The sequence below is a fragment of the Blautia sp. AM42-2 genome (genome assembly GCF_003480245.1).
Classification (GTDB): Bacteria; Bacillota; Clostridia; order Lachnospirales; family Lachnospiraceae; genus Fusicatenibacter; species Fusicatenibacter saccharivorans.
Genome location: NZ_QUIM01000003.1, coordinates 129,128 through 150,419, shown reverse-complemented (window position 1 = coordinate 150,419; position 21,292 = coordinate 129,128). Strand labels below are relative to the sequence as shown.

Annotated in this window: 27 protein-coding genes; all 27 read right to left on the bottom strand. The window is 46.4% G+C overall.

Annotated elements, in window-relative coordinates; all coding sequences use genetic code 11:
- Positions 1 to 43: 43 nt before the first annotated feature.
- On the bottom strand, positions 44 to 958 hold the full coding sequence (gene ftsX / locus DW915_RS06030; RefSeq protein ID WP_022461639.1) for a permease-like cell division protein FtsX: 915 nt from the start codon (positions 956 to 958) through the stop codon (positions 44 to 46).
- Positions 948 to 1,631: a cell division ATP-binding protein FtsE gene (gene ftsE / locus DW915_RS06025; RefSeq protein WP_022461638.1), complete on the bottom strand. Its 684-nt coding sequence runs from the start codon at positions 1,629 to 1,631 to the stop codon at positions 948 to 950. The genes ftsX and ftsE overlap by 11 nt, the downstream gene beginning before the upstream one ends.
- 26 nt (positions 1,632 to 1,657) lie before the next feature.
- Positions 1,658 to 2,746, bottom strand: coding sequence for a PucR family transcriptional regulator (locus DW915_RS06020; RefSeq protein WP_022461637.1), 1,089 nt, complete (start codon positions 2,744 to 2,746; stop codon positions 1,658 to 1,660).
- A 185-nt stretch (positions 2,747 to 2,931) separates the two neighbouring features.
- Positions 2,932 to 3,801, bottom strand: coding sequence for a YitT family protein (locus DW915_RS06015; RefSeq protein WP_022461636.1), 870 nt, complete (start codon positions 3,799 to 3,801; stop codon positions 2,932 to 2,934).
- A 5-nt stretch (positions 3,802 to 3,806) separates the two neighbouring features.
- Positions 3,807 to 4,595: a WecB/TagA/CpsF family glycosyltransferase gene (locus tag DW915_RS06010; protein ID WP_118741774.1), complete on the bottom strand. Its 789-nt coding sequence runs from the start codon at positions 4,593 to 4,595 to the stop codon at positions 3,807 to 3,809.
- 104 nt (positions 4,596 to 4,699) lie between these two features.
- Positions 4,700 to 6,814, bottom strand: a complete 2,115-nt coding sequence (locus tag DW915_RS06005) for a glutamine synthetase III family protein (RefSeq protein WP_022461634.1) — start codon at positions 6,812 to 6,814, stop codon at positions 4,700 to 4,702.
- A 416-nt stretch (positions 6,815 to 7,230) separates the two neighbouring features.
- Positions 7,231 to 8,094, bottom strand: coding sequence for a class II fructose-1,6-bisphosphate aldolase (gene fba / locus DW915_RS06000; protein ID WP_022461579.1), 864 nt, complete (start codon positions 8,092 to 8,094; stop codon positions 7,231 to 7,233).
- A 179-nt stretch (positions 8,095 to 8,273) separates the two neighbouring features.
- On the bottom strand, positions 8,274 to 9,173 hold the full coding sequence (locus DW915_RS05995; RefSeq protein WP_022461578.1) for a diacylglycerol/lipid kinase family protein: 900 nt from the start codon (positions 9,171 to 9,173) through the stop codon (positions 8,274 to 8,276).
- A 186-nt stretch (positions 9,174 to 9,359) separates the two neighbouring features.
- On the bottom strand, positions 9,360 to 9,896 hold the full coding sequence (locus tag DW915_RS05990) for a bL17 family ribosomal protein (RefSeq protein ID WP_022461577.1): 537 nt from the start codon (positions 9,894 to 9,896) through the stop codon (positions 9,360 to 9,362).
- A 104-nt stretch (positions 9,897 to 10,000) separates the two neighbouring features.
- The gene (locus tag DW915_RS05985; protein WP_022461576.1) at positions 10,001 to 10,963 is read right to left on the bottom strand and encodes a DNA-directed RNA polymerase subunit alpha; all 963 of its coding nucleotides are present in this window, start codon (positions 10,961 to 10,963) and stop codon (positions 10,001 to 10,003) included.
- A gap of 72 nt (positions 10,964 to 11,035) precedes the next feature.
- Positions 11,036 to 11,629 carry a 30S ribosomal protein S4 gene (gene rpsD / locus DW915_RS05980; RefSeq protein ID WP_022461575.1) on the bottom strand — a complete coding sequence of 198 codons (594 nt, stop codon included), beginning with the start codon at positions 11,627 to 11,629 and terminating at the stop codon, positions 11,036 to 11,038.
- A gap of 16 nt (positions 11,630 to 11,645) precedes the next feature.
- Entirely contained in the window at positions 11,646 to 12,038 is a 393-nt protein-coding gene (rpsK, locus tag DW915_RS05975) for a 30S ribosomal protein S11 (protein ID WP_022461574.1), read from the bottom strand.
- Between the two features lie 50 nt (positions 12,039 to 12,088).
- Positions 12,089 to 12,457: a 30S ribosomal protein S13 gene (gene rpsM, locus DW915_RS05970; protein ID WP_022461573.1), complete on the bottom strand. Its 369-nt coding sequence runs from the start codon at positions 12,455 to 12,457 to the stop codon at positions 12,089 to 12,091.
- A 295-nt stretch (positions 12,458 to 12,752) separates the two neighbouring features.
- Positions 12,753 to 12,866, bottom strand: coding sequence for a 50S ribosomal protein L36 (gene rpmJ, locus DW915_RS05965; RefSeq protein ID WP_003022746.1), 114 nt, complete (start codon positions 12,864 to 12,866; stop codon positions 12,753 to 12,755).
- Entirely contained in the window at positions 12,856 to 13,149 is a 294-nt protein-coding gene (locus DW915_RS05960) for a hypothetical protein (RefSeq protein WP_147398420.1), read from the bottom strand. The genes rpmJ and DW915_RS05960 overlap by 11 nt, the downstream gene beginning before the upstream one ends.
- A 10-nt stretch (positions 13,150 to 13,159) precedes the next feature.
- On the bottom strand, positions 13,160 to 14,632 hold the full coding sequence (locus DW915_RS05955; protein WP_022461572.1) for a VanW family protein: 1,473 nt from the start codon (positions 14,630 to 14,632) through the stop codon (positions 13,160 to 13,162).
- A gap of 684 nt (positions 14,633 to 15,316) precedes the next feature.
- Positions 15,317 to 15,535: a translation initiation factor IF-1 gene (infA, locus tag DW915_RS05950; protein ID WP_022461642.1), complete on the bottom strand. Its 219-nt coding sequence runs from the start codon at positions 15,533 to 15,535 to the stop codon at positions 15,317 to 15,319.
- Between the two features lie 3 nt (positions 15,536 to 15,538).
- The gene (locus DW915_RS05945) at positions 15,539 to 15,790 is read right to left on the bottom strand and encodes a KOW domain-containing RNA-binding protein (RefSeq protein WP_055220745.1); all 252 of its coding nucleotides are present in this window, start codon (positions 15,788 to 15,790) and stop codon (positions 15,539 to 15,541) included.
- On the bottom strand, positions 15,787 to 16,557 hold the full coding sequence (gene map / locus DW915_RS05940; protein WP_022461644.1) for a type I methionyl aminopeptidase: 771 nt from the start codon (positions 16,555 to 16,557) through the stop codon (positions 15,787 to 15,789). Before map ends, DW915_RS05945 begins: the two co-directional genes overlap by 4 nt.
- Positions 16,558 to 16,560: 3 nt before the next feature.
- The gene (locus DW915_RS05935) at positions 16,561 to 17,205 is read right to left on the bottom strand and encodes an adenylate kinase (RefSeq protein WP_118741773.1); all 645 of its coding nucleotides are present in this window, start codon (positions 17,203 to 17,205) and stop codon (positions 16,561 to 16,563) included.
- Positions 17,206 to 17,372: 167 nt separating this feature from the next.
- Positions 17,373 to 18,689, bottom strand: coding sequence for a preprotein translocase subunit SecY (gene secY, locus DW915_RS05930; protein ID WP_055220749.1), 1,317 nt, complete (start codon positions 18,687 to 18,689; stop codon positions 17,373 to 17,375).
- Positions 18,689 to 19,129: a 50S ribosomal protein L15 gene (gene rplO / locus DW915_RS05925; protein ID WP_022461647.1), complete on the bottom strand. Its 441-nt coding sequence runs from the start codon at positions 19,127 to 19,129 to the stop codon at positions 18,689 to 18,691. The genes secY and rplO overlap by 1 nt, the downstream gene beginning before the upstream one ends.
- Positions 19,130 to 19,141: 12 nt before the next feature.
- Positions 19,142 to 19,324, bottom strand: a complete 183-nt coding sequence (gene rpmD, locus DW915_RS05920; RefSeq protein ID WP_022461648.1) for a 50S ribosomal protein L30 — start codon at positions 19,322 to 19,324, stop codon at positions 19,142 to 19,144.
- Between the two features lie 14 nt (positions 19,325 to 19,338).
- Positions 19,339 to 19,848, bottom strand: a complete 510-nt coding sequence (gene rpsE / locus DW915_RS05915; RefSeq protein WP_022461649.1) for a 30S ribosomal protein S5 — start codon at positions 19,846 to 19,848, stop codon at positions 19,339 to 19,341.
- 20 nt (positions 19,849 to 19,868) lie between these two features.
- A complete protein-coding gene (gene rplR, locus DW915_RS05910) occupies positions 19,869 to 20,237 on the bottom strand; it encodes a 50S ribosomal protein L18 (RefSeq protein WP_055220751.1) in 369 nt (122 codons plus the stop codon).
- Positions 20,238 to 20,254: 17 nt separating this feature from the next.
- Entirely contained in the window at positions 20,255 to 20,794 is a 540-nt protein-coding gene (rplF, locus tag DW915_RS05905) for a 50S ribosomal protein L6 (RefSeq protein WP_055220754.1), read from the bottom strand.
- Positions 20,795 to 20,875: 81 nt separating this feature from the next.
- Positions 20,876 to 21,277, bottom strand: a complete 402-nt coding sequence (gene rpsH / locus DW915_RS05900) for a 30S ribosomal protein S8 (protein ID WP_022461652.1) — start codon at positions 21,275 to 21,277, stop codon at positions 20,876 to 20,878.
- Between the last annotated feature and the right edge of the window lie 15 nt (positions 21,278 to 21,292).

Sequence of the window (21,292 nt, the reverse complement as noted above, 5' to 3'; positions counted from 1 at the left end):
GATTCCGGGACTTATTTTTACTTTATTATATTGTCTAATCCTATCAGACTTTCAAGTGTTTTCGAATCGTAAAGATACTGCCGACAAGTCCGATTCCCATACCGAGAATGAGTCCGACCGGAAGCAGAATCCGGAATACGGCCGATACCGGCATGAATGCCATAAAGTTCGACAGTACGCTGAACTCCGTCATAACGTAGCTGATGACTCTGTTGTATACAACGTACAGCAGCCCCAGCGGAATCGCTGCTCCGACAAGACCGATCAGGATACCCTCGATCAGGAACGGAGCCCTTACAAACAGGTTCGTCGCACCGATCAGCTTCATGATACCGATCTCCTCTTTCCGGACCGAAATACCGATCGTGACGGTATTGCTGATCAGGAAAACAGATACGGCAAGAAGAATCAGGATGATCGCGATGGAAACGTAGCCAATGACACGGTTCATCGTCGTCAACGTTGTTGTTGCACCCTCGGCCTGTTTAACCTCACGGACACCGTCCAGCGAGCGGATATACTCAGCCAGTGCATCCTGCGTCTCTACCTGGTATACGTAAACCTCGTAGTGAGCAGAAGTTGCGAGCGGGTTGTCGTTTGGCTTAAAGCCGTCCTTGTATTCCTCTTTTCCTTCGAAATACTGTTTTGCAAAGTTTTCCCACGTCTCATCCGCGGAAACATACTTACATTCCTTGACCACATCGGTCTTGGCCTTGATCTCCGTTCCGATCTCATCGATTGTCGCCTGATCCACATCTTCGTTGAAGAAGACGGTCATGGATACGTCTGTCTCGGCATTTTTTACGATGTAGTTAAAGTTGATGACAACCGCAAAGAAGATACCGAACAGAAAGATACAGGCTCCCATGGTTGCGATGGATGCCAGCGAGAACATCTTGTTTCTCCAGATGTTTTTGACACCCTGTTTGATGCTGTAGCCCAGTGTACTAAACCTCATGGTACTCGCCCTCCTTCTCATCGCTGACTACCACGCCTTTTCGCATGGTAATAACGCGTTTTTTCATGGAGTTGACGATCTCACGGTTGTGGGTTACCACAAGAACGGTCGTTCCTCTGTTGTTGATTTCCTCCAGGAGCTTCATAATCTCCATGGAGTTTCCCGGGTCCAGGTTTCCGGTCGGCTCGTCCGCCAGAAGAATGTCAGGCCGGTTGACAATGGCTCTTGCCACGGCAACTCGCTGCTGCTCTCCTCCGGAAAGCTCCTTCGGGAAGGATTTGTACTTCTCTGCCAGTCCGACCAGCGTCAGGACTTCCGGCACGCGCTTTTTGATGACGCGGTTCGGTTTCTCGATGACACGCTGTGCGAATGCTACGTTTTCATAGACATTCCGGTCTTTTAAAAGGCGGAAATCCTGGAATACGACGCCGACACCGCGGCGGTATTTCGGCACTCTCCAGCGTTTCATTTTATTTAAGATCTGTCCGTTTACCTTAATGGTACCGGATGTGGGCTCGAGTTCTTTCAAAAGGAGCTTGATCAGCGTCGATTTTCCAGAACCGCTGTTTCCCACGATAAAGACGAATTCCCCCTTCTCGATGTGTAAGGATACGTTGTTGACGGCCGGCTGGCCTTTCGCGTAACTCTTACTTACACTATCCAATGTTATCATGCAATTCCTCCTTCAAGGGTTCTCGCTTAATAATCGAGCGTTTCCATGTATTTCATGTACTGCACAACCATAAGCGCAATCTTGAATGTGATCGCATCTTCAAAAACTCTAAGATCGAGTCCCGTGCTCTTCTGCAGCTTATCCAGCCGATAGACAAGGGTATTTCGGTGTATATAAAGCTGTCTCGAGGTTTCCGAGACATTCAGAGAATTTTCAAAGAATTTATTGATCGTTGTCAGTGTCTCTTCATCAAAGTCATCCGGCGATTTGTTGCCGAAAATCTCTTTGATGAACATTTTGCACAGTGGGATCGGAAGCTGGTAAATCAGACGGCCGATACCCAGTGAGCTGTATGCATAGATATCATTCTCAGCGGAGAAGATTTTTCCGACGTCCATCGCCATTCTGGCTTCTTTGTAGGAACGCGATACTTCTTTGATCTCCTTGACAATGGTACCGTAAGCAACGTGGGTTTTCCCCTCCTCATCTCTTCCTGCTGCTTCCAGAATGGTGGCTGCCACTTTGTTCATCTGGGCATAATCCTCACCTGGAGCAAGTTCCTTGACGATGATAATGTTTTTCTCATCGACGGCAGTTATAAAGTCACCGGATTTGGTACCGAGCAGACTCTTGACGCTTTCCAGCGCCCCGCTGTTTTTATCCGGATTTGTCTCAAGAATAAATACAAGGCGGCGTGCTTCCACTTCAATATGTAACTTCTTCGCCCTGTTGTAGATGTCGACCAGCAGCAGGTTGTCGAGCAGCAGATTCTTGATAAAGTTGTCTTTATCGAAGCGCTCCTTGTAGGCGGTAAGGAGGCCCTGAATCTGGAAGGTAACCATTTTCCCGATCAGGTGAATGTCATCGTTTCCGCCTTTTACAACCAGAACGTACTCCAGCTGGTGTTCATCGTATACTTTAAAAAACTGATAATTTTTCATGGTCTGGGAATCTGCCTGAGACTGCGCAAACGTTACAATATCATTCTGGCTGATCTCAACCTCCGGAAACGTCGTTACCAGAACCTTTCCTTCTACATCAGTCACGCAGAGTTCGACACGCGAAATATTTTTGATTCCCTCAATGGTACTCTGTAAAATCTGATTTGAAATCATATTTTCTTCCCTCTTTCATCCTATAGTTTGTCTCCGGCTGCACCCGCTTTCATTGCCAGGCATATCCACACCCCTATGGTTCTGCGCCTGATGCAAAGTACCTCACAGATATAATTATTTTAATACAAAATAGACAAAAAAGGAAGAGAAAACACAACATTTATACCACAAAATACGTAAAAAGTTCAGGAGAAATCCGTCTGGAAGCCCTCTCCTAAGACTTCTCTTGCATCCGACACAACGACAAACGCGTCCGGATCGATCGTTCCTACGATCTGTTTGAGCTGCGGGATCTGTTTTTTGCCCACAACACAGAATACCATCATACGCTCTTCGCCCGTATACATTCCCTTTATGTGGATGCCGGACGCGCCGCGGTCGAGTTCTTTCATGAGCTCATCGGCTACCTGCTCCGGATGCGCGGTAATGATAAACGCGGATTTCGCATAATTCATACCTTCCATCAGGGCATCCGTCACTTTCGTCGTCACGTAGATTGCCACGATCGCATAGAGCGAAGCGTGGATACCGAAGACAAAAATACCGGCGATGACGATGATTCCATCAAGCACCTGCATAACCTGTGCAACGGAATAGTGGCGCAGCTTTCTCTGGATCAGAGCCGCCATCATATCCGTTCCGCCCGTCGTACCGTTTCCGATGAAGACGAGGCCGATGCCTGCTCCCATCAGAACGCCGCCGAACAGTGCGGAAAGCATCCTGTCATCCGGCACCAGCTGCAGCACCGGGAGAACGGCAATCCAGAACGTATTCATCAGGGTTCCGAAGATGGTTTTCACCAGAAAATCGCGGCTCATGCGGATTCCGAACAGAAAGAGCGGAATGTTCAGCACAAGGTTCGTCACCCAGAGCGGAACTCCTTTTCCGAACAGCATCTGGCTCAGTTGTTTGATGACGATTGCAAGACCGGAAAATCCTCCGGTAACAAGCCCCGCCGGGTCGTAAATCGAGCTGGTCGCAACCGCCATGACCGCGGTTCCCAGCGTAATCAGCAGATAATCTCTCCACTGCTGTTTGTTCCGTATCCAGTTCATGAACTTTAACCGTCCTTTTCGCTGTTATATTTTGTTACCATCCGCTTGAACGTATTCTTCTTTAGCAGAGTTCCCCACCAGCTCGTTTTTATACCGGCCTCGTTCTGCAGCGTCGAATGCTCGCCAAGGCTCAGCCAGATTTTTGCGCTGATTTTGCTGCTGTTTTCCAGAACGAAACGATCCTGCCGCGTTCCTGCAAGGCCGCTCACAATCACGTCCGTCGTCTGGCTGTTGATCTCGTTGACCAGGCTGTCAAACGCGGATTCCTCCAGCGTCTCGACGACAGCACCGCCTCCGATCTCAATGCCGGGATACGTTTCTGTCAGATATTTCTGCAGTGTCTGCAGTTCTTCCTCAGTGTCGCCCAGTACGAAAATCCGGCTTTTCTTCTGAATCAGTCCCCAGAAAAAGCGTGCGATGAACTCGTTCGTCTCCACTTCCTCATAGGACGGCGTCTCCGGGTCAATTCCTGCTGCCTCCAGCACCTCGGTTTCCCCGATGACCGTCAGATCCAGATCTTCGATATACTGTTTCCACGTCGGTTCCTTGCTCGCCTGCATCAGCATCTGCATCGTAACAATCCCGATGGTGTTCAGCTTATCGTTCGAGAGGTATTCCTCTGCAATCTCCATTGCCGCATCGACGCGGTAATGTTTCAGCTTCACACCTAAAATTTCCAGTTCTGCATTCATAGTTCTGTATGCTTCTGTTTTTCTCCGAAATTCCAGAAGCGTTTCCTCCATGTTTTCCTGCCGCTTGTTCCGGCAGCGCTGTCCGCCCTTTTCTTCTGGCAACAACTAATCTCCATTATACTAAAAAAAGAGGCTGTTGTCAAAAACAGCCTCTTTTTCTGCCCTGTTTTCACAGAATTTTTACAATTTATCGGACCGTCTGCGGATTAAACCTCAAACATCAGATCGCCGTAAGACGGCATCGGCCACATCTCTTTGTCTACGATCATCTCCAGTTTGTCAACCGGTGCACGGAGTGCCTCCATAGCCGGAGTAACTTTCTCGTAGTAGTATTTTGCTTTTGCTTCGCCGTCTTCCATCTCGCATCCTGCATTCTCGATTGCGATCAGCTCGTCGAGTGCTTTCTGAGTTTCCTCAAGCAGTGCACTTGTCTCGTTCAGCAGATTCTTCTGTACACCAACTGCCGTAACACCTGCTGCGGTGATGGTGTTGATGGATCCAGCCAGGGAAGTCGCATATTTGATGACTGCCGGGATGATCTGTTTGCTTGCCATGTCGATCATGGTCTTTGCTTCGATGTTGATGGTCTTTGCATAGTTCTCGAATTTAACTTCTGCACGGGATACCAGCTCTGCCTCGGTGAATACTTTGAAATCGCCGAACAGTTTGATTGCGGTATCAGTGGTCAGTGCCGGGATTGCGTACACCATGGATTTGATGTTCGGAAGTCCTCTTCTCTCTGCCTCAGCTAACCACTCATCTGCATATCCGTCGCCATTGAAGATGATTCTCTGATGCTCACTTAAGTTCTTCTTGATCAGATCATGGACAGCGTCCTCGAAGTTTTCAGCGCCTTCCAGTACATCGCATGCATCGCGGAATGCTTCTGCAACGATGGTGTTCAGTACGATGTTCGGAGCTGCAACGGAGTCACGGGAACCAACCATACGGAACTCGAATTTGTTTCCGGTGAAGGCGAACGGTGAGGTTCTGTTACGGTCGGTAGCGTCTTTCTTGAGATCCGGAAGCGTCTTAACACCAGTCTCCAGAACGCCCTCTTTTTTACTCTTGGTTGCATTTCCGGTGCTGATCAGCTGCTCAACAACGTCCTCCAGCTGCTCGCCAAGGAATACGGAAATGATGGCCGGCGGTGCCTCGTTGGCTCCCAGTCTGTGATCGTTTCCTGGATCGGCTGCGGACTCACGGAGCAGATCTGCGTGAACATCAACAGCTTTCAGGACGCAGCTTAACACAAGCAGGAACTGAATGTTCTCGTGCGGTGTTTTGCCCGGCTCAAGAAGGTTGATGCCGTCATCTGTGGTGATGGACCAGTTGTTATGTTTTCCGGAACCGTTGACACCTGCGAACGGTTTCTCATGCAACAGGCATTTCAGTCCGTGCTGGCATGCAACTCTCTTTAAGGTCTGCATTACGAGCTGGTTGTTGTCGACTGCTACGTTTGCCTCGGAATAGATGGAAGCCAGCTCATGCTGTGCCGGTGCAACCTCATTGTGCTGTGTCTTTGCGGTAACGCCCATCTTCCACAGCTCAATGTTGACCTCCTTCATAAAGGAAGCAATTCTCTGACGGATGGTTCCGAAATAGTGATCGTCCATCTCCTGTCCTTTTGGAGGCATTGCGCCGAACAGGGTACGGCCGGTGTAGATCAGGTCTTTTCTCTGCAGGAATTTCTCTGCATCTACCAGGAAGTATTCCTGCTCCGGTCCTACAGAAGGAGTTACTTTCTTGGAAGTGGTGTTTCCGAACAGTTTTAACAGACGCAGGGACTGTACATTCAGAGCTTCCATGGAACGAAGAAGCGGTGTTTTCTGGTCAAGCGCCTCTCCTGTGTAGGAGCAGAATGCAGTCGGAATGCAGAGGGTTGCGCCTGCTGCGTCCTGACGAACGAAAGCCGGTGAGGTGCAGTCCCATGCTGTATATCCTCTTGCCTCAAAGGTAGCACGCAGTCCACCGGACGGGAAAGAAGATGCATCCGGCTCGCCTTTGATCAGCTCTTTACCGGAGAAGCTCATCAGTACTTTGCCGTTCGGCATCGGTGCTGTGATAAAAGAATCGTGCTTTTCTGCAGTTGTACCAGTCAGCGGCTGGAACCAGTGTGTATAGTGTGTTGCTCCTTTTTCAATTGCCCATTCTTTCATCTCATGTGCAATCGTATCTGCAGTAGCAAGATCCAGCTCACCGCCTTCTTCGATGATCTTTTTCAGCTTCTTGTAAACATTTTTTGGAAGACGTTCCTGCATTACAGTGTCATTGAATACATTTTCGCCAAAGATTTTGGCCGGATTTACATATTCTCCCATTTTCTTTCTTCCTTTCCATTTGTGAATTTTGCGATGCGACCTTCCCGCCGGACTCTAAAAAGGTCCTGATACAAGAAAAAGGGGTTCTCAAAAAGCAGCTAAGGAAAGCTAAGTTTTTGTAGAACGCCCTTGTTTTACATTCGCATATGGATTTGATTTCCAACTGATACTAAAATAACTCAAAAACTTAAAAAACGCAAGTGCTTTTTTGAACTCAGTCCCTTTTTCGTATTATTTTACAAAACTTTCCTAATTCAGACGAAAAAATTAGCGGATTCGATGAAAGCTTTCGCGGCAGTCGTCAAGGTCTCGTGCAAGCACGGACTTTGACTCGTTGCTCGCGAAAAAAAAATACTGTGCAGACCCTGAGGAGGAAGTCCCCCAGGAATCCTGCACAGCATTTTTCGTGCTTAAACTCAGGCTTTGTTTGCAGAACCGAACAGTTCGATTTTTTCTCTTACAGTAGCTTTGATAGCTTCTGCGCCAGGAGCAAGCAGTTTACGAGGATCGAATCCTTTACCCTGCTGATCTTTTCCCTCTTCGATGTATTTACGTGTAGCTGCTGCGAATGCAAGCTGGCACTCTGTATTTACATTGATTTTGGAAACGCCAAGGTCAATGGCTTTCTTGATCATGTCATCCGGGATACCTGTACCACCGTGAAGAACGAGCGGCATAGTTCCTGTCAGCTCCTGTACAGCTGCCAGAGTCTCAAAGCTCAGTCCCTGCCAGTTAGCCGGATATACACCATGGATATTACCGATACCTGCTGCAAGCATATCTACACCGAGGTCTGCAATCATCTTGCACTCGTTCGGATCAGCGCACTCGCCCATACCTACAACACCGTCTTCTTCTCCACCGATAGAACCAACTTCTGCTTCCAGAGACATTCCTTTCTCTTTGCAAACAGCTACCAGTTCTTTTGTTTTTGCAACGTTCTCTTCGATCGGATAGTGAGATCCGTCAAACATGATAGATGAGAAACCTGCTTCGATGCATTTGTAGCATCCTTCGTAGGTTCCGTGGTCCAGATGCAGAGCAACCGGAACAGTGATGTTCAGCTCTTCGATCATAGCTTTTACCATAGCAGCTACAGTTTTGAAACCTGTCATGTATTTTCCTGCACCCTCAGATACGCCAAGGATAACCGGAGAATTCATCTCCTGTGCGGTAAGAAGGATGGATTTTGTCCACTCCAGGTTGTTGATGTTAAACTGACCAACTGCATAGTGGCCGGCTTTTGCTTTGTCCAACATTTCTTTTGCTGATACTAACATAGCTCAAATGACCTCCTGTGTCTGTAATTGTGCCGTGTACCGTTTTCAGGCTTACGGCATACTTGTTACTTTCATAACTGGTTTTATTATACAACATCTTTCTGCAAATGCCAAATGGTTTTCGCGGCGAAATCCATTTTTTTGCACTTTTTTGTGAAAAACTTATCAAAAAGCCGTGCCTACTTATTGTTCAGAACCAGTTCCATGGCATGTTTGCGCGCTTCGATGCAGACATAGCCGTGATCTCCGCCGTATTCGCCGTCCAGGGTCCAGGAAATCTCCTGGTTGGACTCGATGATGATGCGGTCGGTCTTGAACGAATCGATGAGGTCTGTGTGATCCTCCTGCATCAGCAGGGACGCAATGATCTCATTCAGTTCCAGAGGGTTTTTCGGGCGTTTGATCAGGGTTACCTCGAAGAGTCCATCATCCAGGCGTACATCCTGTCCCGGCAGGTTTTTGAAGCCGCCGACGGACTTGGCATTCGTCACCATACCGTAGATATACTCTCCCTCAAAGGTTTCCCCGTTTGCCTCGACTTTAATCCAGTACGTCGGCACATTCCAGATCCGTTTGGATCCCTCCAGCAGGTATGCCAGATGGCCGAGAATGTTTTTCATGTGCTGATCTGTCTCATAGGAAACATCCGTGAAAAGGCCGAATGCAGCGATGTAGACAAAACTGTCGTTGTTGAACGCTCCCACATCACAGGAATACAGGTTTCCCTCGATGATATCCTTTGCCGCCTGTACCATATCTTTTGAAATAGAAAGACTGTTTGCAAAGTCATTGGTGCTTCCGGCCGGAATATAACCGATCGGAACGCGCTGATCCACTTCCATCAGACCGCTGACAACTTCATCCAGTGTTCCGTCGCCCCCGCTGCAGACAACGAGATCCACCTGCGGCGCAAGCTCCTTTGTCTTTTCGAAACCATCTCCGACTGCCTGCGTCGGGTGGACAATGACTTCATATCCGCCTTTTACAAAAACATCGATAATTTCAAACAGTTTACTTTTAATCTGCGCTTTTCCGGAAAACGGATTAAAAATAAACAACATTTTTTTCTTGCTCTCCATGCAAATGCTCTCCTTTGTATCCCATTTTAGCTGTTCTGTATTCTGTATTGTACCTTATTCGCAAAGCAGATGCAACCCCGTACATTGCCACAATTTCGCAATTGTGTCATATAAAATATGATATGCAACAAAACAGGAGCCACCTACTAAGAGGCAGCCCCTGCGAATTTCAAAACTATTTACAGATTAAACCAGCTCGATTACAACTTCCATAGCTGCATCACCTTTACGCGGTCCGATCTTGATGATACGGGTATATCCGCCGTTACGGTCTGCATATTTCGGAGCGATCTCATCGAACATTTTCTGTGGCATATCGATGGACTTGGTGTTTTTCTTGCGTCCTGCTGCTTCGGTCGGGACCTCTGTTACAGGATAGAAGAAGCTTGCCATCTGACGTCTAGCGTGAAGTCTGGACGGAAGATCTTTTTTGATCTCTTTCTGAACTTCATCGTATACGGTAACTTTTTTGCCGTCTTTTACTTCTTTCACACGTTTGCCATCAGCATCTTTGCGAGCTACTTTAGCAGTAACGGTAACGGTCTCAAAGTTATCTTTCTCTTTTACAGCCAGTGCGATCATGCTTTCAGCGATCTTGCGGATCTCTTTTGCTTTGGTCTCAGTGGTAACGATTTTTCCGTGATACAGAAGGTTGGTTACCTGGTTTCTTAATAATGCTTTTCTCTGGTCAGATGTTCTGCCAAGTTTTCTATATTTTGCCATTTTAAATTTTCCTCCATTTGTGGAACCCACAAGTCATGCTGCCTCGGACTTACTGACAGGGGGTTTTCGTCTACAAATCAAACGGAAAGATAAATCGCTGTGATTTATTCTCCGTCCCCAGGACTCAGTGACAGTCCCAGTTCTTTCAGCTTTGCAAGTACCTCTTCCAGAGACTTGCGGCCCAGGTTACGAACCTTCATCATGTCTTCGGAAGTTTTGTTGCACAGCTCTTCTACGGTATTGATACCGGCACGTTTCAAGCAGTTATAGGAACGCACGGAAAGCTCAAGCTCGTCGATGTTCATCTCCAGAACTTTCTCTTTCTCATTGTCCTCTTTCTCGATCATAACTTCTGCTGTCTTCGCATTCTCAGACAGATCGATGAAGAGTTTCAGATGCTCGCTTAAAACCTTAGCTGCCAGGCTGACTGCCTCGTCCGGATCCAGTGTTCCTCTGGTGTAAACATCCAGTGTCAGTTTATCGTAATCGGTAATCTGACCTACACGGGTGTTCTCCACTTTGAGGTTTACACGCTCAACCGGTGTATAGATAGCATCCACAGCGAGAACGCCGATCGGCATGTCATCGCTCTTGCCTTTGTCAGCACTGATATAACCGCGGCCTTTTGTGATCGTCAGCTCCATGTACAGCTTGCTGTCCGGGCCGCCGTTCAGGGTTGCGATTACCTGATCCGGATTCATGATCTCAATATCCTGATCTACCTGAATATCGGATGCTCTTACAACTCCCTCGCCCTCGAACTCAATATAAGCAACTTTTGCTTCGTTGGTTTCGCTGTTATTGCGGATTGCAAGGCTCTTCAGGTTCATGATGATTTCTGTAACGTCTTCTTTTACTCCAGGGATGGAGCTGAATTCATGAAGAACGCCCTCGATTTTAACCTGGCTTACTGCTGCTCCAGGGAGGGAAGAAAGCATAATTCTGCGAAGAGAATTACCTAATGTGATACCGTAGCCTCTTTCCAGAGGTTCAACCACAAATCTGCCGTACTTCTTGTCATCAGAAATCTCAGTAATTTCAATTTTCGGTTTGTTAAAATCAAACACTCGAAAGCCCCTCCTTTTAAATTGGTTGGCTCATTACTCATGGGAATAAAGCCTTCCGCGTATGGCGATTCTTTATTTAGAATACAGCTCGACGATCTGCACTTCGTCAACCGGAACATCGATCATTTCGCGGGTAGGACGCTCTTTTACAACACCTTTGAGTGCCTCAAGATCAGCCTCGATCCATTCTGGAGTCAGACGGCCGCCTGTAACCTCTACGATGTCTTTATATCTCTGAGAGGATTTTTTACCCTCTTTGATTTCGATGGTATCACCAGCGCTTACAAGGTAAGACGGGATATTTACCTGTTTGCCGTTAACCAGAACGTGTTTGTGGTCAACGATCTGACGTGCTTCTTTTCTGGTTCTAGCCATTCCCATACGGAACAGAACGTTGTCCAGACGGAGCTCAAGAAGGATCATCAGGTTCTCACCAGTCTGTCCTTCCATTCTGTCAGCCTTTTTGTAATAGTTAACAAAAGGTTTCTCCAGAACGCCGTAGATGAATTTTGCTTTCTGTTTTTCTCTTAACTGAAGACCATACTCAGACATTTTTCTGTTTGCTCTTTTCAGCTGTCTTGTGGACTTCTTATCAATTCCAAGATATACAGGATCCATTCCGAGGGATCTGCATCTTTTCAGGACTGGTACTCTATTTACTGCCATGTTCTTAACCTCCTAATCAGACTCTTCTACGTTTTGGTGGGCGGCATCCGTTGTGCGGAACCGGTGTTACGTCGCGGATGCTTGTAACTTCAAGACCGCATGCCTGAAGGGCACGGATTGCAGCTTCACGACCTGATCCTGGTCCTTTTACCATAACGTCAACAGTCTTTAAGCCATGAACCAGCGCTGCTTTGGTAGCAGTTTCTGCAGCCATCTGAGCTGCGTATGGAGTAGATTTTCTTGAACCTCTAAATCCCAGACCGCCGGCACTTGCCCATGAAAGAGCATTTCCTTCTGCATCAGTCAGTGTTACGATTGTATTATTGAAGGAAGACTGGATATGTGCCTGTCCGTGTTCAACGTTTTTTCTGACACGACGTTTTGTCGTTTTCTTTGTCACTTTTGCCATTTTAAAACTAACCTACACTTTCTTAATCTTATATTGGACTACTGGTTAAATTATTTCTTCTTATTTGCAACAGTTCTCTTAGGACCTTTGCGGGTTCTTGCGTTGGTCTTTGTTTTCTGACCACGAACCGGAAGGCCTTTACGATGACGGATACCTCTGTAGCATCCGATCTCCTGCAGACGTTTGATGTTCATAGCGATTTCTCTACGAAGATCTCCTTCTACAACCTGACTCTCATCGATAACTGCACTGAGTCTCTTTACTTCATCGTCTGTCAAATCTCTGCAGCGTGTGTCCGGATTTACTCCAGCTTCTTTTAAGATACGATCTGCACTTGTTCTACCGATTCCGTAGATATAGGTCAGACCAATCTCAACACGTTTGTCTCTTGGTAAGTCTACACCAGCTATACGAGCCATGTACTTTGTCCTCCATTTTTCTAAAACATTAATATTTTCCTAATTGGGATACAGGTATGCGTGTATCCAGCCGTGTTCGCACGACCTTTCTCCTTCTGCCACCTGACAGATCGGAGTATTAAGCAATATTATAAGGGATGTCTGCGCTCCGCGCGTCCATCCGCCGGAGGTGTCCTGGCTGCTTCGGGCCAGGTGTCTCACTTTATAATATTAACAGCATAACAACGCGCTCACGCGCATCTTTGCTGCAGCCGCACTTAAAATCTGCACAATTACGATCAAGCCTAATGACGGATTAGCCCTGGCGCTGTTTGTGCTTTGGATTCTCACAAATGATTCTGATGCTACCTTTTCTTTTGATAACTTTGCATTTCTCGCAGATCGGTTTTACAGAAGATCTAACCTTCATGATGAATCCTCCTTTCTTTGCTCCTAGCGCCCCGTGTAGGGGAATTTTCTGTTGTAAACTTTTGGAATGCGTTTTCTTTTTGTGGGTTAGAAAAAAGTCCACGCGCAAAAGTTCGTTTTATAGTATAGCATTTTGTTCCCGGAAATGCAAGAAATTTTTTACATATTTTTTCATTTTTTTTTGCTCTTTTTCTGTGCATTTTTTCATCTCTCCCACCGGTAAGAAAAAAAACAGGCGGGACAGATTTCTCTTCTCTGTCCCGCCTGTTTTTTACAGGTAACATCTTTTTTGCATCATGATCCTGAGTTCAGCGGTTTGTATTTGCTTGCGCATACGGATTCTGATTTTACTACATTTCCGCTTGCATCTTTATAATCACGATACGTTACATTACTCATCTCATCGATCTGCTCTACCCTTGGCTCAATGGTATAGTCGTTTTCTTTTGTTCCGAGAATTTTTACGGTCAGTGTATCACTGCTGTCCATATTCATCACAATTTTCACCGGATACTTATGATTATTTTCAAATTTGAAATCCGGTGAATCCCAGAATACGGTTGCATCCATTCCTGACGGCACATAATGTACCGGCATCGAATGGTTGGCTCTTTCCAACACATCAAGGTCTGTATACAAAATAGCGGAAAACAGTGTGGAAGACACCTGGCATTCGCCTCCTCCAAGTACCTGGACGACTTTGCCATCCTGATAGCCTGCTGCCTCCTGGTATCCTTTTTCTGCCGTTGTATCACCTACGACACCATTAAAAGAGAAGGTTTCTCCCGGCAGAACGATCTGTCCGTTGCAGATAGATGCCGTAAGTCCGACGTTGTGAATTCTTCCGCTCGTTCCACCTGCTGCGCTGGAGCTGTAACTTCCAAGCGTGTCTTTAAACAGATTTGCGTTCATCTTCTCGGTTGTAATCTCCGGCTCGGTAAAGGTAAACGGAATCGTGATATCCGTATTTTCTTCTGCACTCTCATACTCGGCTTTCGCACTGTCCGCATCCATTGAGGTTCCGTTTTTCGATGCCACAACGGAATATCCGTTGTCCGGATCCAGCGTCGCATTGACCGGCTCGGTATAAATCTGGCTTGCAATTCCGGCAAAATCCGGCTCCGTCAGCTGATTTTCTGCCGTCGGGCAGGAAATTACATCCTGGAAATTCATTGCTGTCACATTCGTCTGGATCTGCTGTTTTAAAGCATCCACATCCGGTCTGGTTCCGGAAATGCCTTTATGCACGATCAGGCCGGTATCTGTTACTTCATATGTAGTATCCTGCATGGAGTTGTAATCCTGAATGCCGGATGCCTGTACAATTCCTTCCACCTCATCTGGATGGGCCACAGTCGGCTGCACATCATAGGAAAGTTTCTCTGCCTTTCCCCGTTTCATCTCGACCCACTCCAGACCGCGAACCAGAAGATTTCCATGGCCTTTTTCATATGCTTTTTCAATTTCTGCGGAAGCATCCATCCCCAGCATTGGAAATACGTTCATCGTATACTGCTGACCATCCAGCTCAACGGTAACAGCTGTATCTTTATAATCTTCTTCAAACTTCTGTTCCACTGTCTGTGCAGCTTCTTTTTTGCTCATTCCCTGAATGTTTACTCCGTTAATAGAAGCATCTGCCCAGATTTTGTCATCCTCGATGATCAGACAGAAGATTCCATATGCAGCGGCAAGTAAAACAATCACTGCAACTACGCTCAATGCTGCAACAAGGCCTTTTTTCTTTTTCTTTCCCATTTTTGTCATTGCACATTTTCCTTTCCTGTTATCTGTAAGGAACAGCGATGCCATTGCTGCAGATCCGAATTATTTTTCAGACTGCAGCCTGCTGTTTCATAAAATGTTTCCCTGATTTCTGCCGGTGCATGGATTTTACCGCACCGCCCAGGAGACCCTTCCCGGTAAAATTTCCCCGTAAAGTTTCTCTATTGCATTGTATCACATTATTTTGAGAATTCAACCAAATATTTCAACTTCACACAGAATTCACGAACATATATTCTTCTGTCGCTTTCGAGCCCTCATCTGTCATTTTCACGGTTTTCCGGCCGCTCTTTTCTCCTGTCTTTTCACTTTTTCTTTTTCTTCTGACGGTTTAAAAATTTTGTTTCAAAAGTGCACAAATTCTCCTGGTTTTCACAAAAAGTTTTCATAAAATTTTATACTTTTTTCATTGCTTTTTCTATTAAAATATTGCATAATACATCTGGAAGGTTTCAAAAGGGACTGAAAAGAAATTCAGATGCCCGCCGCCGCGGATGCTGCAGGGTTTGCAGACTGGTGCTTGCTTTGTGGCTGTCAGAAATCTGAAGGCCGGTGATCGAAATCTTTGTTCTGTAGAACGGTTACTGTTATTGGGGATGAATACAGAGAAACACATACAGAGAAAAAGCCATCCGGCATGCCGGATGGCTTTTTTTATCGTATTTCTTATTTATCTCTCCAGATAATACGTCCCTTGTCCAGATCGTATGGGGACAGCTCGATGGTTACTTTGTCTCCCGGGAGAATACGGATAAAGTTCATACGCAGCTTTCCACTGATATGAGCTAATACTACGTGTTTGTTCTCCAGTTCTACTTTAAACATTGCGTTTGGTAATTTCTCGAGGACAGTTCCCTCTACCTCAATTACATCTGCCTTAGACATTGATTAATCCTCCTTCAACTCTTTGCAACTTTTTTCTTTTAATGCCTTACGGATATCTTCATCACGAACCGCATCCGTCATTTCGTAATCCGGCTGTACGTGAATCAGCTTCTTCTTTTTCGGCCGGTTGGCGGTACGGATTTTTCCGTCCACCAGGAATACGTATGGCTCCTGTACATCCGAAATCACATACAGCCTTCCTTTATCGTGGCCGGCCAGGCTTCTGGCAAACATTCCTTTCACAATCGGTTTCATAAATCCTCCTCCGTATGCGAAAGTGTCAGAATTTCCGGTTCTCCCTCCGTAATCAGAATCGTGTTCTCATAATGTGCGGCAAGAGAGCCGTCTTCTGTCACAACGGTCCAGTCATCATCCAGCCATCTGACTGCATAGCCTCCGGCTGTGATCATCGGCTCGATGGCGAGCGTCATGCCAGGCTGCAGGCGGACGCCGCGGCTTGGCTGTGCGAAGTTCGGCACTGCCGGATCTTCGTGCAGGTGCGTTCCGATGCCGTGGCCTACCAGGTCGCGGACAACGCCGTAGCCGAAGCTCTCTGCGTATGCACCGATCGCCGCCGAAATCTCATGAAGATGATGGCCTGCTTTTGCGTATTTGATTCCTTCAAAAAAGGCCTGGCGTGTTACTTCCACCAGTTTTCTTGCCTCCGGCGAGATCTCACCGACCGCGTGTGTGCGGGCTGCGTCGGAATGGTATCCTTCATAGATAAGTCCCGCATCCAGGCTGACAATGTCGCCCTCTTTCAGAATCCGTTTTTTACTTGGGATTCCGTGAACCACTTCTTCGTTCACAGAAACGCAGATCGAAGCCGGATACCCATTATAGTTTAAAAAGTTGGGAGTGCATCCGAAGCTGCGGATCATCTCTTCTCCGAGCTTGTTGATTTCCCAGGTTGACATTCCCGGATGGATGGCGCGGCCTAATTCATCGTGTACCTTCTCCAGCAGTTCACCGGCACGGCGCATTTTTTCAATTTCCCGGGCAGTTTTAATTGATATGGACATCCTTTACGCTCCTAAAATCTTTACTATATCCTGAAATACCACGTTGATATCCTGGGTTCCGTCAACTTCCACCAGAACATTGGCTTTCTTATAGTAGTCAATCAGAGGCTGTGTCTGAGCATGGTATACAGACAGTCTCTTCTGTACGGTCTCAGGTTTATCGTCATCACGAAGAACCAGCTCGCCGCCGCAGGTATCGCATACATCTTCTACCTTTGGTGCGTTAAATTCTACATGATACGTTGCTCCGCATCCGATGCAGGCACGGCGTCCGCCCATACGGTGAACGATATTTCCATCCGGTACTTCTACATTGATTGCGTAGTCAATTTTCTCTCCGCGTGCTTCCAGGGCTTTGGTCAGTGCCTCGGCCTGCGGAATCGTTCTTGGGAAGCCATCCAGCACGTAGCCCTTTGCTGCGTCCGGTTTGGAAATACGGTCTACAACAAGATCGCAGGTCAGCTCGTCCGGAACGAGTTCTCCCTTGTCCATGAATGCTTTCGCCTTCTTTCCAAGCTCGGTTCCCTCTTTGATATTTGCGCGGAAGATATCGCCGGTTGAAATATGAGGAATCTCATATTTTGCAGCGATCTGTTTTGCCTGTGTACCTTTTCCGGCACCAGGTGCCCCCAACATAATAATTTTCATGCGCTTTTCCTCCCATGTTTGAATTTGCAGCAATCCGCTGCGTGTAATTTACCTTATTATACCATAAAGTAAACCACAATAGCAAAAATTTTCTCTGCTAAAGCCTCTTTAAAAGCGCTTTAAACAAAAGAAAGGGCCTGTCTTATCCAGACAGTCCCTCTTATGCCTTAATCGTTTAAGAATCCTTTGTAATTGCGTACCAGCATCATGGATTCAATCTGTTTTAAGGTTTCCAGAATTACGCTGGCAATAATGATCAGAGAAGTACCTCCAAAGGATACATTCGCTTTGAAAAATCCATTAAAGAAAAATGGAATCACTGCAACAATGGTAAGACCTGCTGCACCGATAAAAATAATATAGCTGAGCAGATTGTTCAGATAATCTACCGTGGATTTACCCGGGCGGATGCCTGGGATAAAGCCGCCCTGTTTTTTCATGTTATCTGCAACTTCCATCGGGTTGAAGGTGATGGAGGTATAGAAATAAGCGAAGAAAACAACAAGGACAATGTAGAGAATCAGGCCCAGCGAAGCAACTGGATTGGTTTTGTCAAACCAGTTGTTGGAATTCAGCATCTTGATCAGCGTTCCGCCGATGCCTTTGATATCCGACTTTCCGACAAACGACAGGATAATCGATGGGAAAGACATGATGGATGATGCAAAGATGATCGGGATAACGCCCGCTGTATTTACCTTCAGCGGAATATTGGATGACTGTCCGCCAACCATTTTTCTTCCGGCCATTTTCTTGGAATACTGTACCGGAATTCTTCTCTCAGCGCCATTCAGGATCAGTACCAGCACAACAACAGCGATGATCACAACAGCGATGATAATCCACATCAGCAGACCACGCGCGATGGTTTTGCCTTTTACGAAGGTTTCGTAAAGGGTTACCATATCCTGCGGGATTCTGGAAAGGATGTTGATTAACAGGACCATAGAAATACCATTTCCAACGCCCTTGTCGTTGATCTGTTCTCCCACCCACATAAGGAAGGCAGAACCAGCTGTCAGAGCTGCCACTACAACAATCACATTAACTGCGTTAAAAGTGGTGAGGAGTCCCTGGCGTCCAAAGCCTACTGCCATGGCAACAGACTCAAACAATGCAAGACCTACTGTCACATAACGAGTAATCGCAGTCATTTTCTTTCTTCCCTCTTCGCCGTCACGCTGCATTTCCTCAAGTTGTGGAATTGCAATGGTGAGCAGCTGAATAATGATGGAAGAAGTAATGTACGGTGTAATACTCAGAGCAAAGATGGAGAAACGGTCGAAACCGCCGCCCGTGAATGCATTCAGGAAACTGAATGCCTCATTCGTATTATTTGCAAAATAATTCGCAAAAAAGCTTGTATTGACACCCGGTACAGGCATCTGAGAGCCTAACCGGATGACAACAAGCATCATAAGCACATAAAATATTTTGCGACGAACATCTTTGACCTTAAATGCATTGATAAAGGTCTTAAACATTAGATCACCTCGACTGTTCCACCTGCCGCTTCAATTTTTGCCTTTGCGCTCTCGCTGAAAGCATTTGCTTTTACAGTGAGTTTTTTGGTGACTTCACCGTTTCCAAGGATTTTTACGCCATCTCTCGGATTGGAAACAAGACCAGTCTCAATCATAGTTTCTACGGTTACAACAGCTCCGTCCTCATAACGATTCAGAGCATCTACATTGATTCCAACGATTTCCTTAGAGTTTCTGTTTTTGAAACCTCTCTTCGGAAGACGTCTGTATAAAGGCATCTGACCACCTTCAAATCCCGGTCTCGGTGCTCCGGAACGTGCTTTCTGTCCTTTGTGGCCTTTACCTGCTGTTTTACCATTTCCTGAACCATGTCCACGGCCTCTGCGGAAGTTATCGTTCTGTCTGGAACCTTCAGCCGGCTGTAAATTAGATAAGTCCATTACGGTACCTCCTTATGCTTCTTCTACTTTAACCAGGTAAGAAACCTGATTAACCATGCCGCGAACTGCTGCGTTATCCGGCAGTTCTACCGTCTTGTTAACTTTTTTCAGACCCAGTGCTTCCACGGTTCTTCTGTGTTTCGGAACACATCCGATCGGGGATTTCACCAGTGTTACTTTTAATTTATCTGCCATTTTTCACATCCTCCTTAAGCAAAGATCTCGTTTGTAGATTTGCCGCGAAGTCTTGCTACTTCTTCTGGAGTCTTCAGCTCAGACAGACCAGCGATGGTAGCCAGAACTACGTTCTGCTTATTTCTGGATCCAAGGGATTTTGTACGGATGTTCTTAATACCAGCTAACTCGATTACGGCACGGGCTGGGCCACCAGCGATGACACCAGTACCTTCAGGAGCTTTCTTTAACAGAACCTCTGCGCTTCCGAATTTACCTACGTAGTCATGAGTGATACTTCCGTTCTCATTGATTGCTACGCTTACCAGTTTCTTCATAGCGTCTTCTTTACCTTTGCGGATAGCTTCCGGAATCTCGGCTGCTTTTCCAAGGCCTGCGCCTACGTGTCCATTGCCGTCGCCGACAACTACTAAAGCTGTGAAACGGAAGTTACGACCACCTTTAACAACTTTTGTAACACGCTTAATTGATACGACTTTTTCTTCCAGTTCGAACTGGCTTGCATCAATAATTGTATGCTTCATGTGTTCTTTTCCTTCCTTTCTTAGAATACCAGCCCAGCTTCTCTAGCTGCGTCTGCGAATGCCTGGATTTTTCCCTGGTAGATGAATCCGCCACGGTCAAATACAACTTCAGTAATACCTGCTTCTACAGCTTTCTTTCCAAGAACGGTTCCAAGATATGCTGCTGCATCTACATTGTTGGTTTTCTCAAGCTCTGCTTTCACTTCTTTCTGAAGAGTAGAAGCAGAAACTAAAGTATTTCCAATCGTATCGTCGATAATCTGAGCATACATATGGTTATTGCTGCGGAATACACACAGACGCGGACGCTGTGCAGTACCTACGATATGATTACGTAATCTTCTATGCTTTTTCTGGCGCATCTGCGCTCTTGATACTTTACTAATCATGTTCACACTCTCCTTAATTATTTCTTACCAGTCTTACCAACTTTACGTCTGATCACTTCATCAGCATACTTGATTCCCTTGCCCTTGTATGGCTCAGGTCTTCTCTTATCTCTGATTTCAGCAGCATACTGGCCAACTTTCTCTTTGCTGATACCGGAAACAATGATCTTGTTGCCGTCTACAGCGGAGGAGAGTCCTTCCGGATCGATCATCTCTACCGGATGGGAATATCCAAGAGACAGAACTAATTTGTTGCCCTGTTTTGCAGCTCTGTAACCTACACCGTTTACTTCCAGTGTTTTGGTATAGCCTTCGCTAACACCAACTACCATGTTGTGGATCAGAGTTCTGGTCAGACCATGAAGAGCTTTCATTTTCTTCAGATCGCTCGGTCTTGTAACTACTACATGTCCGTCTTCCACTTTGATGCTCATTTCAGCCGGGAGAGTTCTCTCTAATGTTCCTTTTGGTCCTTTTACTACAACGTGGTTGTTTTCCTGGATGTCTACTGTTACACCTGCAGGAATTGCCACTGGCAGTCTTCCAATACGTGACATACCAATTTCCTCCTATTAACTTAGATTTTCGGAGAGAGCCTTACGCTCTCTCTGTTTTCAGTTGCTTTGTTTCGTTTCAGATTACCAAACGAATGCCAGAACCTCGCCGCCAACCTGCAGCTTGCGAGCTTCTTTATCGGTGATAACACCCTGGTTTGTGGAAAGAATAGCGATTCCAAGTCCGCCAAGTACTCTCGGCAGCTCATCTTTGCCAACATAGATTCTCAGACCCGGTTTGGAGATTCTCTTCAGACCGGTGATGATCTTCTCGTTTTTGTCAGCGCCGTATTTCAGGGTGATGTGCATATTCTGGAATGCACCCTCATCGCTGAGTTCATATTTTGCAATGTATCCCTCGTTTACCAGGATATCAGCGATTGCGATTTTCATTTTGGATGCCGGAACATCTACTGTATCATGTTTTGCAGTGTTAGCGTTACGGATTCTTGTAAGCATATCTGCAATCGGATCACTCATACTCATTTGAATTTGCCTCCT

Bases quoted from the DNA above. Each gene is read 5' to 3' on its own strand.
- secY (WP_055220749.1), bottom strand. From the start codon at position 18,689: ATGTTTAAGACCTTTATCAATGCATTTAAGGTCAAAGATGTTCGTCGC.
- DW915_RS06015 (WP_022461636.1), bottom strand. From the start codon at position 3,801: ATGAACTGGATACGGAACAAACAGCAGTGGAGAGATTATCTGCTGATT.
- DW915_RS05990 (WP_022461577.1), bottom strand. From the start codon at position 9,896: ATGGCAAAATATAGAAAACTTGGCAGAACATCTGACCAGAGAAAAGCA.
- rplR (WP_055220751.1), bottom strand. From the start codon at position 20,237: ATGATTAGTAAAGTATCAAGAGCGCAGATGCGCCAGAAAAAGCATAGA.
- rpsM (WP_022461573.1), bottom strand. From the start codon at position 12,457: ATGGCTCGTATAGCTGGTGTAGACTTACCAAGAGACAAACGTGTTGAG.
- DW915_RS05995 (WP_022461578.1), bottom strand. From the start codon at position 9,173: ATGGAGAGCAAGAAAAAAATGTTGTTTATTTTTAATCCGTTTTCCGGA.
- DW915_RS06005 (WP_022461634.1), bottom strand. From the start codon at position 6,814: ATGGGAGAATATGTAAATCCGGCCAAAATCTTTGGCGAAAATGTATTC.
- rpsK (WP_022461574.1), bottom strand. From the start codon at position 12,038: ATGGCAAAAGTGACAAAGAAAACGACAAAACGTCGTGTCAGAAAAAAC.
- map (WP_022461644.1), bottom strand. From the start codon at position 16,557: ATGTCCATATCAATTAAAACTGCCCGGGAAATTGAAAAAATGCGCCGT.
- DW915_RS05945 (WP_055220745.1), bottom strand. From the start codon at position 15,790: ATGAAACCGATTGTGAAAGGAATGTTTGCCAGAAGCCTGGCCGGCCAC.
- rplO (WP_022461647.1), bottom strand. From the start codon at position 19,129: ATGGACTTATCTAATTTACAGCCGGCTGAAGGTTCCAGACAGAACGAT.
- infA (WP_022461642.1), bottom strand. From the start codon at position 15,535: ATGTCTAAGGCAGATGTAATTGAGGTAGAGGGAACTGTCCTCGAGAAA.
- rpmD (WP_022461648.1), bottom strand. From the start codon at position 19,324: ATGGCAGATAAATTAAAAGTAACACTGGTGAAATCCCCGATCGGATGT.
- ftsE (WP_022461638.1), bottom strand. From the start codon at position 1,631: ATGATAACATTGGATAGTGTAAGTAAGAGTTACGCGAAAGGCCAGCCG.
- rpmJ (WP_003022746.1), bottom strand. From the start codon at position 12,866: ATGAAGGTTAGATCTTCTGTAAAACCGATCTGCGAGAAATGCAAAGTT.
- fba (WP_022461579.1), bottom strand. From the start codon at position 8,094: ATGTTAGTATCAGCAAAAGAAATGTTGGACAAAGCAAAAGCCGGCCAC.
- DW915_RS05955 (WP_022461572.1), bottom strand. From the start codon at position 14,632: ATGACAAAAATGGGAAAGAAAAAGAAAAAAGGCCTTGTTGCAGCATTG.
- DW915_RS05935 (WP_118741773.1), bottom strand. From the start codon at position 17,205: ATGAAAATTATTATGTTGGGGGCACCTGGTGCCGGAAAAGGTACACAG.
- ftsX (WP_022461639.1), bottom strand. From the start codon at position 958: ATGAGGTTTAGTACACTGGGCTACAGCATCAAACAGGGTGTCAAAAAC.
- DW915_RS06020 (WP_022461637.1), bottom strand. From the start codon at position 2,746: ATGATTTCAAATCAGATTTTACAGAGTACCATTGAGGGAATCAAAAAT.
- rpsE (WP_022461649.1), bottom strand. From the start codon at position 19,848: ATGAAGCATACAATTATTGATGCAAGCCAGTTCGAACTGGAAGAAAAA.
- rplF (WP_055220754.1), bottom strand. From the start codon at position 20,794: ATGTCACGTATTGGAAGACTGCCAGTGGCAATTCCTGCAGGTGTAACA.
- rpsH (WP_022461652.1), bottom strand. From the start codon at position 21,277: ATGAGTATGAGTGATCCGATTGCAGATATGCTTACAAGAATCCGTAAC.
- DW915_RS05960 (WP_147398420.1), bottom strand. From the start codon at position 13,149: ATGTTACCTGTAAAAAACAGGCGGGACAGAGAAGAGAAATCTGTCCCG.
- rpsD (WP_022461575.1), bottom strand. From the start codon at position 11,629: ATGGCAGTAAATAGAGTACCAGTCCTGAAAAGATGCAGATCCCTCGGA.